The sequence below is a fragment of the Gillisia sp. CAL575 genome, assembly GCF_000403785.1.
In the GTDB taxonomy this organism is placed as follows: Bacteria; Bacteroidota; Bacteroidia; order Flavobacteriales; family Flavobacteriaceae; genus Gillisia.
Window position 1 is genome coordinate 169,446 of sequence record NZ_APHJ01000026.1, and the last position, 14,868, is coordinate 184,313.

At 35.8% G+C, this 14,868-nt stretch carries 15 protein-coding genes and 1 tRNA gene; 2 read left to right on the forward strand and 14 right to left on the reverse strand.

Annotation, left to right across the window (positions count from 1 at the left end; all coding sequences use genetic code 11):
- Positions 1-95: 95 nt before the first annotated feature.
- The 10 genes from I130_RS16990 to I130_RS09425 all read right to left on the reverse strand — a co-directional run bounded on the left by I130_RS16990 (position 96) and on the right by I130_RS09425 (position 9,400).
- Positions 96-263, reverse strand: coding sequence for a hypothetical protein (locus I130_RS16990; protein ID WP_410503377.1), 168 nt, complete (start codon positions 261-263; stop codon positions 96-98).
- A 176-nt stretch (positions 264-439) separates the two neighbouring features.
- On the reverse strand, positions 440-622 hold the full coding sequence (locus tag I130_RS09385) for a DUF2892 domain-containing protein (protein WP_034922070.1): 183 nt from the start codon (positions 620-622) through the stop codon (positions 440-442).
- An 18-nt stretch (positions 623-640) separates the two neighbouring features.
- The gene (locus tag I130_RS09390) at positions 641-946 is read right to left on the reverse strand and encodes a hypothetical protein (protein WP_034922320.1); all 306 of its coding nucleotides are present in this window, start codon (positions 944-946) and stop codon (positions 641-643) included.
- 56 nt (positions 947-1,002) lie between these two features.
- Positions 1,003-4,203, reverse strand: a complete 3,201-nt coding sequence (locus I130_RS09395) for an efflux RND transporter permease subunit (RefSeq protein WP_034922073.1) — start codon at positions 4,201-4,203, stop codon at positions 1,003-1,005.
- Positions 4,204-4,308: 105 nt separating this feature from the next.
- The gene (locus I130_RS09400; RefSeq protein ID WP_034922077.1) at positions 4,309-5,382 is read right to left on the reverse strand and encodes an efflux RND transporter periplasmic adaptor subunit; all 1,074 of its coding nucleotides are present in this window, start codon (positions 5,380-5,382) and stop codon (positions 4,309-4,311) included.
- Between the two features lie 50 nt (positions 5,383-5,432).
- Positions 5,433-6,746 (reverse strand): TolC family protein, encoded by a 1,314-nt coding sequence (locus tag I130_RS09405; RefSeq protein WP_034922081.1) that lies wholly within the window; start codon positions 6,744-6,746, stop codon positions 5,433-5,435.
- Positions 6,747-6,763: 17 nt separating this feature from the next.
- Positions 6,764-7,915, reverse strand: coding sequence for an NAD(P)/FAD-dependent oxidoreductase (locus I130_RS09410; protein WP_034922083.1), 1,152 nt, complete (start codon positions 7,913-7,915; stop codon positions 6,764-6,766).
- A 2-nt stretch (positions 7,916-7,917) separates the two neighbouring features.
- Complete coding sequence (locus tag I130_RS09415) at positions 7,918-8,235, reverse strand: ArsR/SmtB family transcription factor (RefSeq protein ID WP_034922086.1); 318 nt, start codon at positions 8,233-8,235, stop codon at positions 7,918-7,920.
- A gap of 289 nt (positions 8,236-8,524) precedes the next feature.
- Positions 8,525-9,205 carry an SIR2 family NAD-dependent protein deacylase gene (locus I130_RS09420; RefSeq protein WP_034922089.1) on the reverse strand — a complete coding sequence of 227 codons (681 nt, stop codon included), beginning with the start codon at positions 9,203-9,205 and terminating at the stop codon, positions 8,525-8,527.
- A gap of 121 nt (positions 9,206-9,326) precedes the next feature.
- Positions 9,327-9,400: transfer RNA gene (locus I130_RS09425), tRNA-Met, on the reverse strand.
- Between the two features lie 195 nt (positions 9,401-9,595).
- Here I130_RS09425 and I130_RS09430 point away from each other — a divergent pair.
- Together I130_RS09430 and I130_RS09435 are read left to right on the forward strand one after the other, a co-directional pair.
- Positions 9,596-9,982, forward strand: a complete 387-nt coding sequence (locus I130_RS09430) for an START-like domain-containing protein (protein WP_034922092.1) — start codon at positions 9,596-9,598, stop codon at positions 9,980-9,982.
- Between the two features lie 56 nt (positions 9,983-10,038).
- Positions 10,039-10,884, forward strand: coding sequence for an aminotransferase class IV (locus I130_RS09435; RefSeq protein WP_034922095.1), 846 nt, complete (start codon positions 10,039-10,041; stop codon positions 10,882-10,884).
- Here I130_RS09435 and I130_RS09440 read toward each other — a convergent pair.
- From I130_RS09440 to I130_RS09455, 4 genes are all read right to left on the reverse strand, one after another.
- On the reverse strand, positions 10,881-11,441 hold the full coding sequence (locus I130_RS09440; RefSeq protein WP_034922099.1) for a YqgE/AlgH family protein: 561 nt from the start codon (positions 11,439-11,441) through the stop codon (positions 10,881-10,883). The two genes, I130_RS09435 and I130_RS09440, sit on opposite strands and share 4 nt — an antisense overlap.
- Positions 11,442-11,559: 118 nt before the next feature.
- On the reverse strand, positions 11,560-11,832 hold the full coding sequence (locus I130_RS09445; protein ID WP_026838369.1) for an HU family DNA-binding protein: 273 nt from the start codon (positions 11,830-11,832) through the stop codon (positions 11,560-11,562).
- 185 nt (positions 11,833-12,017) lie between these two features.
- Positions 12,018-12,965: a methionyl-tRNA formyltransferase gene (gene fmt, locus I130_RS09450; protein ID WP_034922102.1), complete on the reverse strand. Its 948-nt coding sequence runs from the start codon at positions 12,963-12,965 to the stop codon at positions 12,018-12,020.
- Positions 12,965-14,866 (reverse strand): ATP-dependent DNA helicase RecQ, encoded by a 1,902-nt coding sequence (locus I130_RS09455; protein ID WP_034922105.1) that lies wholly within the window; start codon positions 14,864-14,866, stop codon positions 12,965-12,967. Before I130_RS09455 ends, fmt begins: the two co-directional genes overlap by 1 nt.
- Positions 14,867-14,868: the final 2 nt, after the last annotated feature.

Consider the following 14,868-nt stretch of genomic DNA (forward strand, 5'->3'; position numbering starts at 1 on the left):
TGATAGCTTGTTAACATGATCCTTTCCTTTCTAAGATGAATAATTATTTACATTAATTCATGAACCTCTGTTAACGCAATTAATTCCTTGCCGCCTCAAAAATATTTCCGCCTGCCCTCTTCTATTTCCTGAAGCGCAACAAAGAACAATTGGTTTTTCATGGTTTTAATTTCATCGATACGGTCAAGAATTTCATTGAGAGGAATATTTATAGCATTCGCGACCTTACGCCCTTGATATATTTTAGGGTTTCGAACATCCACGATGCTACCATTTTTTTTTTCTTTTAAATCAATATCGTATTATTAAGATTTTAATCTAATTTTTTTTTCAAGGAGGTAGCCCACAAATTTTTATAAAAGGAATACTGTGATAGTAGCTTTCAACTAATGTGAGAAGATTAACTATACCCTCTCTAAACTATAGTATTTTAATAAATCTAATTTACTCCCAGCTTTTTAAGTATATCTTCCATCAAACACCATTTAGTGAAGGAAGACTGTAATAAATTAGCTCCTACAAATGCGGTAAACCATAGCCAATTTAAATTGACATATATAGCTAAAAGTAAACTGATAAGGATAAAACTTCCTGCTATTCTTCGTACCATTCTATTAATCATCTTTTTTATTGTTAGGGGTTAAATAAATTTCTCGATCCCAACGACCGCTGCCCTCACAGGGTTATTTGTTGGGAGGTTCTTATTATATTCTTTTATAAGTTCGAAAAACGGAGCTATAAGTTTCTCTTTCGTAATAGAAAAGTAGAGTATAGCCTCATTACCAGTCTTTTCTCCTGGGAACCAACTTAGGGCTGCAATAAAAGAATTTGCATTTTTATGGCCTTCTATTTCAGAACTGCTGAAAGCTTCAATTTCGGCAGCTTTCAATATTTTTAATACATCTTTTTGAAATTCAGCAATGGCAGTTATAATTAATAATTTCATAATGTTTTTATTTTTCATTTAACTTTAAAGGACTTTTGATTTTTATGAGCGAAACCTTATTTGTAATTTTTCTTTTCAATCATATAATAAACAAGAGGCACTACTAGCAATGTGAGTATGGTAGAAACAATAGTTCCACCCATCAGTGAGATGGCAAGCCCTTGGAAAATTGGGTCAAAAAGAATCACAAAAGCTCCTATTACCACAGTCCCTGCGGTAAGCAAAATGGGTGTGGTCCTTACTGCTCCAGCTTCTATTACAGCCTGTTTTAACGGGATACCATCTTCAAGCCTTAAATTCACGAAATCTATTAATAGTACCGAGTTCCTTACCATAATTCCTGCCAGCGCGATCATTCCAATAAAGGAGGTGGCTGTAAAGAATGCCCCCATGATCCAGTGGCCCAGTACAATCCCTATTAATGATAACGGGATGGCTACCATCATTACTATTGGGGCTTTGAAGTTCTGAAACCAGCTTACAATAAGAATGTAGATGATAATGATTGCCCCCAAGAAGGCTATTCCCAGATCCCTGAATACTTCAAGTGTAATTTGCCATTCCCCGTCCCATTTCACGGTATAATTATCTTCATATTGTGGTTGTTCCAGATAAAGTTCGTTCATACTGTAACCCTTCGGAAGTTCAATTTCTTTAAGTTTATCTTCCATTCCAAGGATGGCGTAAACCGGGCTTTCCAATTCTCCGGCCATATCTGCCATTACATAAACCACGCGTTTCTGGTTTTTACGGTAGATGCTTTTATCAAGCGTTTTTTCTTTCACTTCAACTAAATCGCCAACAGAAACCATTTGCCCATTTAGTGAAGTTATTTGGATCTGGGAAATATCACTTATAGAAGATTTTTCTTTTTCATCCAAGGCCAATACAATTCCTACCGGCTGGGTAGCATTTTCATCATAAAGAAAGGTGATTGCCCTTTCTCCCAAGGCACTTTTTAAGGTATATACAATTTGCTGAGGGGCAATTCCATACAACATTGCCTTTTCTTTGTCTATTTCAAAATCATACTCGGTTTGATCGGCTTCTACCATCCAGTCCACATCAACCACATCTTGGGTATTGTTTAGGATAGTCTTTACTTCCTTGGCGACTTCGATTTGTTTTTCATAATCTAGCCCGTAAATTTCGGCTACGATGGTAGAGAGCACGGGTGGTCCCGGCGGTACTTCTACAATTTTTACATTGGCGTCATACTTTCCTGCTATTTTTTGAATGTCCGGTCTTAGCAATTTGGCAATATCATGGCTTTGAGCACTGCGGTCTCCTTTTTTGGTCAGGTTTACCTGAATATCTGCCGTATTACTGGCACCACGTAAATCGTAATGCCTAACCAGTCCGTTAAAGGTGATTGGCGCTGAAGTACCCACATAACTTTGGTAATTAACGATTTCAGGACGTTGCGAGAGATACTGGCTAATCTCTTTGGTTACTACCGCTGTTCGTTCCAGAGTAGTGCCTTCGGGCATGTCTATAATAATCTGAAATTCATTTTTATTATCAAAAGGCAACATTTTTACCAAGACGGTTTCTGTAAAAAAAAGAGCAATAGAGCCTAGTAAAAGCAAAAAGGTAATCCCTAAAAAGAGCCATCGTTTCTTAGGATTTTCAATCAGTGGCGTTTCAATCCTGGCATAGAGCCTGTATATAAAACTGTCTTCCAGGCGTACCTCTTTTTCTTCTTCCTGTTTTAGGCCTTTTTTAACCTTTCCTCGCAGAAAGATGTATCCCAGATATGGAGTAATAGTGAGAGCGACAAACAAGGACAAGATCATCGCGATGGAAGCCCCAATTGGCATAGGGCTCATATAAGGCCCCATGAGTCCGCTTACAAAGGCCATAGGCAGAACTGAAGCGATTACAGTTAAGGTGGCCAGAATAGTCGGGTTCCCAACTTCATTAATGGCATAAATAGCAGCTTGTTTAAATGGGAGGCGTTTCATCTTGAAATGCCTATGCATATTTTCGGCTATAATAATAGAATCATCTACCACAATCCCGGTTACAAATACCAGGGCAAATAGAGTAATCCTGTTAAGGGTATAATCCAACATATAATAACTAAGTAGGGTAAGGGCAAAGGTAATAGGAACCGAGAGGAACACTACCAGGCCGCCCCGCCATCCCATTGCAAGCATTACCACTAGGGTTACTGCTAAAATCGCCCCCAAAAGATGCATTAGCAGTTCCGACACTTTTTGGGAAGCGGTTTCGCCATAATTTCGGGTAACCTCAACATGAACATCATCGGGAATTAAAGAAGTTTTTAGATGTTCTACTTTTTCAAGGATCACATCGGCAATTTTCATGGCATCGGCCCCTTTTCTTTTAGCTATAGAAATGGTCACTGCAGGGTATTCTGAGGAATAGTCTGCCGCCTGCTCGTCGGCCTGGCCATATCCAAAATTAACATATTCCTTGGGTATTTCAGGCCCATCCACAACCTTGGAAACCTGTTTTAGGTAAACCGGCTGTTTGCCCTGTACCCCTACAATAAGGTTCTCGACATCTTTTGCCGATTCTAGAAAACTACCTGTAGTTACAAGGAATTCTGAATCTTGGGAATCAAAACTTCCCGAAGAAAGTTGTTGATTGTTCGCTTTTATTTTTTCGGTAATGCTTAGAAAATCGACTCCGCTGGAAGCCATTTTATCTTTATCAAGTACCACCCTTACCTGGCGGTTTCTACCACCTATTTTTTTTGTAACAGAGACATCCGGTACTTTTTCAATTTCCTGAGTAAGCTCGTTGGCTATTTGCCTAAGCTGGAAGTCGTTATAATTCTTACTCCAAAGGGTGAGTCCCAAAACGGGAACATCATCAATGGATCGGGTTTTTATTAGAGGCTGTGTGACGTTGGATGGCATTTGATCCATATTTTTCATCAGCTCGTTATAGAGCTTCACATAAGAACGCTCTATATCTTCGCCCACATAAAACTGAACGATAAGCATTCCCTGCTCCTTCATGGAAGTGGAATACACATATTCTACCCCCTTAATATTTGAAATTATTTTTTCAAGAGGCTTAGTAACCCGTGATTCCACCGCGGTAGGGCTGGCTCCTGGGTACCCAACAAATATGTCGGCCATGGGAACGTCTATTTGCGGCTCTTCCTCGCGCGGAATTAAAAACGAACTGTAAACCCCAACTACCATGAACACAATCATGAGGAGTACCGTAAGTTTAGAACTTATAAATCCTTTGGCAATTTTACCGGCTAAACCTTCTTTCATCTGTTTATTATATTGGTTTTAATCATGTCTTTGGCGTATCCCCATTGTGGGGTCGGGCTTTACGCGCTGCATGGCAGCAAGCTTCAATCCCTCACGCAAAAAAAATTACTCTACGGTAATTTTGGCTCCGTTATAAAGCTTTCCTTCGGCACCTGTTATATATTGCTCCTCGGCTTTAAGGCCCGATAATACTTCAATATTATCACCGTAACTTCTGCCGGTACGAATCCATCGAAGCACAGCAGTATTTTGAGTGCTCACTGTGTAAATACCTTTTAAATCCCCACGGGTAATTATGGCCGATTCAGGTATTAATACTGCTTGGGAGGTTTTTGTTTTTTCAATTGGAAACTGTATGCTCACATACATTCCCGAAAGTATATTAGCATTGGTTTCCTGCAAACTTATTTTTACAGGATACTGCCCGCCGGTATTTTTTGCTGAAGTTCCTACCTCGCTTACTTTTCCATCGATAGTTTTATCTATGGATTTCACAAGTACCTTCACCGGGGCTCCTTGTTGAATTGATGAAATTTCCGATTCGGGAACTGTTGCCCTTACTTCGAAAGCTCCGGGAGCTTCCATTGCCAGCAGGGGCATTCCAGGGTTGGCCAGAGTACCCTCTTCCGCAAATTTATTAGTAATCACTCCACTAAAGGGAGCCCTAATATTCACATAGGCAAATTGAGATTCTGTTTCATTTTTCATTTGCCTGGCGGCTTCTAGCCTGGCTTTGGCCATTTCGTAATTGGACGTAACATCATCCAGTTCATTTCTGGAGGCGCTATTTTCTTCAAATAAAGCTTTAAAGCGCTGGTAATCTTTTTCGGCATTGTTATATGCTGCAGTAGCTTCGGTGATTTTAGCGTTTACCTGTGCCAGCTGTGCCCGCAAATCGGAATTATTTATAGATATCAATAGCTGGCCTTTTTTAACCTTATCACCAATGTTTACATGAATTTTGTTTATAAAACCCATCATTCGGGTGCTCAGATTTGCATTGTTTACAGCTTCAATTTTTCCGCTCATGGTTACAAACGGGCTGATGCCCTCAGTGGGCGAACTAAGGCTGACTTTAATGGCGGCCTTTTTATGGGTTGCAGTTTTGTCTTCGTTCCCGACACAGCTTATTAAAAGTCCAGCGGTTAAAAGAGCAAGGGTGTATAATTTAATTTGCATAGTGTATATATTAATTCTTTATGTCAGAATTGTTCAATGTTTTTCTGGACTTATCTAGCACTTAAAAATTCCAAGTAGGCCAGCGCATAGTTATATTCATAAATGGTCTGGAAATACTCCAGTTCTTTTTCCGAATATTGGGTTTCGGCCATCAATAGGTCCGTGGTTTTTTCCAGTCCCTGTTCAAAACGGTTTGTTCGTATGCGCAATGATTCTTTAGACTGCTCCAAGGCGAGACTGGTAAGTCTAAGTTTGTTTTCGGCATCGGTTAAAGCACGTTTCGCCTTGTTCAGTTCCAATTGACTTCTAGATATATATTGTTCATATTCAAGCTTTGTCTTTTCATATTCAGCTTTACTTTTATCGGCTTTTCCAAAACGTTTTGTTCCCTGCAGGATGTCCCAGCTTAGTGCCATCCCGGCCATATAGCCATTGGCATCGCCAGTGAATAATTCATCGTCATACAGCTCGTAGCTCCCAAAAGCATTCAGTCGTGGCAGAAAAGCCATTTTATCGGCTTGGTATATCTTTTTACGGGCTTCGGTAGCCATTTCCATGGCTTTAATATCAGCACGTTCCTCGGGTACTTTTAGAAAGGATTCTTCAGGCAGATATTCCAACTGAAGAGAATCCGAAGGTTGCAGTATGACTCCCTGAGGTTCATTCATTAGAAAAGACAGGTAATCTGAAGCATTCTTAACATTACTCTTGGCATATTGCAATTGATTGTCAACCTCGGTTACACGCACTTCTACTATTAGCACATCAGACCTTTGTAAATAGCCTTGTTTTAATCTGTCATCGGCAAGTTTTTTATTTGCGAGGGTAGCTTCCTTTGCTTTTTCCAGAACAGCTATCGCCTTGTGAGCCAACTGCAGCAACATATATGATTTTTCCACTTCCAACATCATATTTTCTTTGGCTCGAAGGGTATTAAATTCACTGGCTGCCATTTTATTTTTTGCCGCTTTACGCTGATAAATCCCGTCTACATTAATTAAGGGTTGTTGTACCTCTAACCTTGTAGAAAAATTTTCAATTTTGTCGGGATTATTAAGTAAATCCGGATTGAAATCGCTCTGGGAAATAATCTCCTGGTTTAACTTTGAACCAAAAGCCATTAGCGGATTATTAGTGGTAAACCCGGTATGGGACAATTTTATATTTGGGAGGAAGACTGAATTGGTTTGCCGATAATCGGCCCTAGCTTCGAAGAATTCCTGTTCAGATATTTTAAGTTTTTGGTTATTTTCTATCACTCTAGAAATAACTTCTTCTTTTTCTATGGTTCTTACTTCCTGGGCCCTAAGAACTAGTCCAAATAAGAAGATAGTGATCCATAATGGAAGTTTATTAGCTATCATAATTTTAGGTGTTTTCTCTAGAAATTTTTAAAAAGCCAATACTTTTCTGACCACCATTTTTTTATGTGCCCCCAATTATCGGGAGAATTCACTTCTACTTTTTCACTAGAAGGATCATAAAAATGTGCCTTGGCGGGTATTGCTTTGCCATCTCCTGACTCAATATAATATTGACCTTCAGCATTAAAAGTTTTGTTGGCTTCCTTATTTCCTATTCTCCTGCTTATATTATGGGCTACAATTTTTGCCTGACTTCGAGCAAATACGCCTAGTTTAGGTAATGGAATTCCCGAGCCCAGTTTTAACTCAACAATATCTCCTATTGCATAAACATTGGGATATGCTGTTTCCATGCTGAGTTCATTTACTTCAATCCAACCAGATTTCCCTACTAAACTACTTTTTCGGATAACGGCTGGACATAAGTGTTCAGGAGTAAAAGCCAATAAATCAAAATTATAATTCTCATAGTTGTCAAATTCCAATGAATCTTTTGAAGCAGAAGTAATTTGATGAGAACTATAGTATTTAATGCCCTTCTTCTCTAGTAAGGATTTTAACTCACTTGAAGGACCTTCCCCGGCAAATTCCATAGGTTCTTTTTCGGGGGTATAAATGGAAATTTCGGTTTTATCGCTTAAGCCTTTATTAGTTATGTAATCTTGAATTAACATAGCTGCCTCGTAAGGGGCGGCAGGACTTTTATAGGGTAATGAAGAAACTAAAACAGCGATTTTCCCTCCCTTAAATTTTTCTAATTGTTCATGAAACCCCTCGGCACCTTTAAGCTGAAAAAAATTATATCCATAGTCATCAAGCTTAAATTTGGCTTTCTGTTCCACACCTAAGGAGACTACCATATAATCTCCTTTGAATGTTTTATTCTTAACGGTAACTGAAATGTTTTCAGGATCTATGTTTTCAATCTCACCCTTTACAACTTCAAGACCAGAGGCCTCTATGTTTTTTGTCGATTTATAAATTTGATCGGTTTCTCTTTTTCCCACCATTAACCAGGGTAGAGATGGAGAAAAAACACTCTTATCCTCTTTTTCGAAGACAATAATTTTAATTATTTGAATATCATCCTCATTACCGCTATTTATACTTAGTTCACGGGCTATTTCTATCCCTCCAATACCAGCACCTAATATTAAAACTGTTTTCATTTTTATATGTTTTTTATTAATTCTTGTTGATCTTTTATGTTTTGAAATAATACTTCATGCATTAATTGACAAGCTTGTCCAACCTTTCTTGATAAAAGAGAATAATACCGACATTGCCCATCCCTTCTAACTTTTAAAACTCCCTTATCAATCATTATTTTAAGATGTTGGGAAAGATTCGATTTTAAGCAGCCAGTGGCTTCTAAAATTTTAGCAAAGCATAACTCTTCTTCCCTTAACAAGTGGATGATCTCCATTCTTATAGGATGAGCCAAGGCTTTGCAAACATCTGCCTGTAATGCAAAAATCTTTTTGTTCATTATAGTAACTGTTTATTAGTTTATAAAACACTAAACAAATTTTGTAAATAGTTGAGGTATAAGGCTCGCGATTTATCTTTACAAATGAAAGTATTGTGGTTAAAGTGTAATATGATGAATGTCATATTTTACTCAATCTTTTAACTAAGTAATTCTCAAAGCCTTGAAGTTCTGAAGCTTTAGAAATGTTTTTTGGAATGTTAACTGAAGAAATTAGTAGAGGTCACTAATTTTGATTGTGAATTTAGGGTTATCAAGAATTTTGACTAGTTCATTTTGAAAATTGTAATTATAAAGAAAGAAGTGACTCTACTAATTGAACCACACCTGTCGTTGCCTTTTTAGAAATAATAGTCAGGTTCTTAGCTGAAGTAATATTAGGTTTAGGATCTATAAAATAAACGGGAGTTTCATTAGGCAGATAATCTAAAAGTGCTGCGGCCGGATATACTTGCATAGAAGTGCCAACGATAATCAATATATCTGCATTCTCAACAACATCTACAGCTTTTGGGAACATCGTTACAGCTTCTCCAAACCAAACTACATGTGGCCTAAGTTGATGGTGATGTTCGCAGAAATCGCCTAGGTTCAAATCCTTTTTCCAATCTAACACTAGATCATCGTCAAAAGTACTTCTCGCTTTTAATAATTCACCATGTAGATGAATAACTCTGGAGCTTCCTGCACGTTCATGGAGATCGTCTATGTTTTGAGTTACAATACTTACCTTATATTTTTCTTCCAGTTCTACCAAAGCCTTGTGAGCATTATTTGGAGTTACCTCTAATAACTGCTTTCTACGCTGATTGTAAAAATCTAAGACTTTCTCTTTATTTCTGGCCCATCCCGAAGGAGAAGCAACCTCCATAATATCATGTCCTTCCCAAAGTCCATTAGAATCACGAAAAGTTTTAATGCCACTTTCTGCACTAATTCCTGCACCAGTAAGAATAACGATATGCTGCATTAGATATTAAATTAAAACCTGATCTATCAAGAAATTAAGCTTTAAGATATAACATTAAAATAGGAAAGAGAATTTTGAGAATAAAAAAACCGACCAGAATATGATTTCTGATCGGTTTTAGTAGCGAGAACGAGATTTGAACTCGTGACCTCTGGGTTATGAATCCAACGCTCTAACCAACTGAGCTACCTCGCCATAATTGTATTCAATTGCAAACAAATAGATTAGAACAACAGCTAATGATATTAGGCGTTACAACCTGAAAGTTTGCGGCTGCAAATATAAAAACTATTTGTTTTAGCGCAAGTTTTATTTTACGAAACTTTTAATTTGTTTCCTTTCAAGGTTTGCAATTAATATTTATATTGCCCAAAATCTAATAAAATAAGCATGGAAGATAAAGTTAAGTACGAAATGGAATTTCCAATACAAGCTTCCCCTTCGTTATTATATCAATATATTTCAACACCTTCTGGTCTTAGCGAGTGGTATGCGGACAATGTGAATTCTCGTGGGGAATTTTTTACTTTCATTTGGAATGAATCCGAAGAAAAAGCAAAGCTTTTAAGTAAGAAAAATGGTGAACGCATAAAATTTAGATGGTTGGAAGATGAGGAATCTCCTTATTTTTTCGAAATCAGAATTCAAGTTGACGAAATTACTAAAGATGTTTCTATTATGATCACAGATTTTGCCGAAGAAGATGAAATAGAAGAAGGGAAGATGCTTTGGGAGAACATGATTTCAGACTTAAAACAGATCTTAGGTTCGTCCTAATTTTTATATTTTAATAGTACCTTTGCCCCGTTTTATAAATATTACGGGGTTTTTTTATGATAAATATTAATGGGAATTTAGTCGAGGATAAAGATGCAACTATATCAGTTTTTAATAGAGGGCTGGCTTATGGAGATTCGGTATTCGAAACTTTGAGAGTTATTAACGGGAAGATTATTTTTTGGGAAGATCATTATTTTAGGTTAATGTCTTCTATGCGTATAATGCGTATGGAAATCCCAGCAAATTTTTCTCCTGAATTTTTAGAGGAAAAGATCATACAATTGCTTAAGAATAATGAGCTTAGTAATTCTCCTGCGAGGGTGAGATTCACTATTTTTAGAACAACCGGAGGTTTTTATAGACCCGACACTTTAGATATTGAATATATTATTACTTCAGAATCACTGAATGATCCTTTTTATTTGCTGAATGAAGAACCGTATGAAGTGGAATTATTTAAAGATCACTATGTAACCAGCGGTCTTCTTTCTACGATTAAATCTAATAATAGGGCTGTGAATGTTTTGGGAAGTATTTTCGCCAAGGAAAATGATTATCAGAATTGTCTTCTGATAAATGAAAAAAAGCAGGTAGTAGAAGCGCTAAATGGAAATATTTTCATAGTGAATGGAAATAAAATTAAGACACCACCATTACAAGATGGTGCTTTAAATGGGATTTCTAGAAAACAAATTATCTCTGTTGTGAAAAAAATGATGGATTTAGAAATAGAAGAATCCAGTATTTCTCCTTTTGAACTTCAAAAAGCAGATGAATTATTTATTTCGAATGTAATTGTAGGAGTGCAGCCAATCTCAAAATACCGTAAAAAGGAATATGATAATACTGTTAGTAAAGAAGTACTAACTAAGTTGAATGTAAAAGCAAGATTGGGCTAATTATAACTAGGGTTTTCAGGAGCGTTGGACCATAACATATAGTTTCCCCCAAGTTCCATCATTTTATCTTTCCAGAAGGATCTGTAAGGTCTTTCAATAATGTCTTTTGCATCTTGGTGCTCAGTAATTATCCAAGAATTGGAATTTAGCTCCTCAGTTAGTTGTTTTGCATCCCAGCCAGAATAGCCAAGAAAAAATCTAATTTCTTTATCTGAGATTTGATCGCTAATAATAAGTTGCTTTACTGCCTCAAAATTTCCTCCCCAATAAATTCCATTCGCAATCTCTATGCTCTCAGGAATTAGATCTGGTATTTTATGAATAAAATAAAGATTATCCTGTTCTACTGGACCACCGTTATATATCTTAAAACTTTTTTTAAGACCAGGAATTAAATCTTGTAATGTGAAGTCAAGTATCTTATTTAAAATAAATCCAATAGAACCAGATTCAGAATGTTCTGCTAACAATACCACGGAGCGGTTAAAAGATGTATCTCCAATAATAGTCGGCTCAGCAACCAATAAAAGACCTTTTTCTGGTTTTAAAGCAATCATAATTCTATACTTTTTATTAAAGCTAAAGATTAAATTAACAATTTCAAATAAATTGATACATATTTTCAAAAAAAAACTCCCCCGAAGGAGAGTTTTGTCTTTTTATAGAAAACTATAACTAGTTTACAGCTTTTTGTAAATCTGCACCTGCTTTAAATTTCACTACATTTTTAGCAGCAATCTTAATAGTGTTACCAGTTTGTGGGTTTCTACCTTCACGAGCAGCTCTTTTTGACACTGACCATGAACCGAATCCTACTAAAGAAACACGATCTCCTTTTTTAAGAGAACCTTCAACATTTCCTAAGAATGACTCTAATGCTTTTTTAGCTGCTGCTTTAGAAATTCCAGCATGTTCAGCCATTGAATCGATTAAATCTGTTTTGTTCATAATTTCAATTTTAAATTAATTGTTGGTTAAACGTTTACGTTAATTTGCTTTACAAATTTATGTGGATTTCTCAGCCACGCAAGTAATATCAAGGGAAATGCGGGATTTTGTTAATAACTTAGGTTTATTGTTAATAAATATACTAAATTTTTTTAATAATCAGTCATTTCAATAGGGATAAGGCTTCACAGAACTTTAGCCCCGTTTTCAAATTGATAGCCATTTAGAAGTTCTTTTGTTTTCATTTTTCGTTTTCCAGGTAACTGAATTTCATTAACTACAATATATCCATCTGATACTGCAATTTTTAATTTATTATCTTCTTTAAAAATTATTCCTAGATCCCTATCATGAGATTCTAATAAGATGTCTATATCATACAATTTAGCATTTAATTCTGCCTCTCCATTTTTAATTACAGTCCACGCAGCCGGATACGGATTTAAGCCTCTTATAAAATTATAAAGCTTATTAGCGCTTAATGCCCAATTAATTTTGGTGTTTTCTTTAGTTAATTTAGGTGCGTCCCTTAGATCTTCACTTTCTTTTTGTGAGATAGTCTTTACCTTATCTTCTTTTATAAGTTCTAAAGTATCTGTAACAAGACTGGCACCAAGGCTCATTAACTTATCATGAAGGCTTCCTACAGTATCATTTAGTTCAATTGGTGTCTCCTTTTGAAGGATCATGTCACCAGTATCTATTTTATCATCAATAAAGAAGGTAGATGCTCCTGTTTGGGTTTCCCCATTTATAATAGCCCAGTTAATTGGAGCCGCTCCTCTATATTGTGGTAACAAAGAAGCGTGTAGATTAAAAGTTCCAAATTCTGGTAATTGCCAAACAATTTTAGGTAGCATTCTAAATGCAACAACAACTTGTAGATTTGACTTTAGATCTTTTAATTCTTCTAAAAATTCTGGCGATTTTAAATTGGTAGGCTGTAATACTGGAAGGTTATTTACTACAGCAAATTCCTTTACAGCACTCTGTTGCAATTTTCTTCCTCTACCTGCAGGTCTATCCGGTGCCGTAATAACACCTACAACATTATATTTGGCTTCTATAATATGTCTTAGGGTGGTCACAGCGAACTCTGGAGTACCCATAAAAACTATTCTTAGATCTCTCATTAATTTTTTAATTTATATGTATTGGTTGGAGTAATAGAAATTAATTCTTTATCCAACATTAAATCTATCACTTTTAATATGGCTTTTTCTGGATATGGGAGTGTACTGATGATAGTTCTAGAACTTTCATCTTTTTGCTTTAATAATATAATCACATCATTATAAATACTTCTTATCAATTCCTTTTTTAGATATCTTTCTTTAGGCATACATACAGAACAGATTCCGCATTTTACTGCATCTTTATCACCAAAATAATTTAATAATTGTTGACTTCTACATTTTTTATCATTTTCAATATAATTTAATAATGCTTCAACTTTATTAAGCTTACTAATTGATTGGTTCTTGATATATTTTGAAAATGGATAAATAGTATTCTCATCTTCTCTAGGTACTAAAAAGGTTATGGAAGCATCATTTTGTTGATGTTCAAAGTCAACAATTTTATCTTTATGTAAAGTATTCAAAATAGAAAGAGCTTCATTTTCTGCAACGCCTGCTTTCTTGCAAACTGAGACTATATTTATTTGAATTTTATTATCAAAAATACCACCATAGGTTCTTAAGACCGCTTTTACCACGGGATCAAACTTGGGGTTTTCTTCTAAATAATAAAGTAATTGCTTATTGGAAATAATAAATTGAAGACTGGTAGCTTTTTGAAACTGCTGAGATAGTTTTAATACACTTATTCTATCCAATAATTGCAGCGTATTATATGTTTTTGTATTGTTTAACTGATAGTGATGGCAAAAATCTGCAAAATTAAAATCGTGCACCGTATTTAATCCTTCCCCGTAAGCTATCTGAAAATAGGAGGTAAGTTTTTTATAAATTAATATAGCAAAAGCTAAGTCTGGAAGAGAATTTATAAATTGATTCTTTAATACTGGTATATCACTTTTGTTTGTAATTATAGAAGCAACAGAAGGCTTTCCATCCCGACCTGCTCTCCCAGCTTCCTGAAAATAACTTTCTATGCTTTCCGGTAAATTTAGATGAATAACATGTCTCACATTTGGCTTGTCTATTCCCATTCCAAAAGCATTGGTAGCCACCATGATCTTAGTTTTCTCTTTTAGCCAAGAATTTAATTGTTTAGATTTTTCTTTTGAAGAAAGTCCTCCATGGAATGCTGCTGCGGAATATCCATTTTTAATTAAAGATCTACTTATTTCTAAGGTTGCATTTCTGCTTCTTACATAAACAATTGCACTTTCATCACGATCCTGCAATAATTGATGCATTCTAAACTCCTTATCTTCTGAGGTTATCACATTAAAACGAATATTATTTCGCTCCAGAGAATTTTTAAAAACCTTAGGATTATTCAATTTTAATTGGTCAGCAATATCCTTAACAACTCTGCTGGTAGCTGTAGCTGTAACCGCCATTATAGGGATTTCTGGATGCAAATCTCTTAATGCTGAAACATTTAAATAGGCTGGCCTAAAGTCATGTCCCCACTGAGATATACAATGAGCTTCGTCTATTGCAATTAAATTAACAGGCATTAATTTTATGCGTTCACGAACAAGATCTTGTTGTAAACGCTCTGGAGATAGGTATAAAAATTTATAATTCCCATAAATGCAATTATCCAGAAGGGTATCCAGTTCTGCATAAGAGATTCCTCCCGTGATAGCCATTGCTTTAATTCCTTTTTCTTGCAATGCTGTTACTTGGTCTTCAATTAAAGCAACTAGGGGAGATACAATTATACAAATTCCTTCTTTTTGTAATGCAGGAATCTGGTAACATAAAGATTTCCCTCCTCCAGTTGGAAGAAGGGCAATGATATCTTGATTTTTTTCCGCAGCTAGAATGATATCCTCCTGTAAAGATTTAAAAGAAGAATACCCCCAGTACTTAAATAATATGTCTTTGGCTTGCTGCAAAT

What these genes read in the sequence shown, in the direction of transcription:
- I130_RS09385 (WP_034922070.1), bottom strand. Translation starts at nt 622, where the DNA reads ATGATTAATAGAATGGTACGAAGAATAGCAGGAAGTTTTATCCTTATC.
- I130_RS09390 (WP_034922320.1), bottom strand. Translation starts at nt 946, where the DNA reads ATGAAATTATTAATTATAACTGCCATTGCTGAATTTCAAAAAGATGTA.
- I130_RS09395 (WP_034922073.1), bottom strand. Translation starts at nt 4,203, where the DNA reads ATGAAAGAAGGTTTAGCCGGTAAAATTGCCAAAGGATTTATAAGTTCT.
- I130_RS09400 (WP_034922077.1), bottom strand. Translation starts at nt 5,382, where the DNA reads ATGCAAATTAAATTATACACCCTTGCTCTTTTAACCGCTGGACTTTTA.
- I130_RS09405 (WP_034922081.1), bottom strand. Translation starts at nt 6,746, where the DNA reads ATGATAGCTAATAAACTTCCATTATGGATCACTATCTTCTTATTTGGA.
- I130_RS09410 (WP_034922083.1), bottom strand. Translation starts at nt 7,915, where the DNA reads ATGAAAACAGTTTTAATATTAGGTGCTGGTATTGGAGGGATAGAAATA.
- I130_RS09415 (WP_034922086.1), bottom strand. Translation starts at nt 8,235, where the DNA reads ATGAACAAAAAGATTTTTGCATTACAGGCAGATGTTTGCAAAGCCTTG.
- I130_RS09420 (WP_034922089.1), bottom strand. Translation starts at nt 9,205, where the DNA reads ATGCAGCATATCGTTATTCTTACTGGTGCAGGAATTAGTGCAGAAAGT.
- I130_RS09430 (WP_034922092.1), top strand. Translation starts at nt 9,596, where the DNA reads ATGGAAGATAAAGTTAAGTACGAAATGGAATTTCCAATACAAGCTTCC.
- I130_RS09435 (WP_034922095.1), top strand. Translation starts at nt 10,039, where the DNA reads ATGATAAATATTAATGGGAATTTAGTCGAGGATAAAGATGCAACTATA.
- I130_RS09440 (WP_034922099.1), bottom strand. Translation starts at nt 11,441, where the DNA reads ATGATTGCTTTAAAACCAGAAAAAGGTCTTTTATTGGTTGCTGAGCCG.
- I130_RS09445 (WP_026838369.1), bottom strand. Translation starts at nt 11,832, where the DNA reads ATGAACAAAACAGATTTAATCGATTCAATGGCTGAACATGCTGGAATT.
- fmt (WP_034922102.1), bottom strand. Translation starts at nt 12,965, where the DNA reads ATGAGAGATCTAAGAATAGTTTTTATGGGTACTCCAGAGTTCGCTGTG.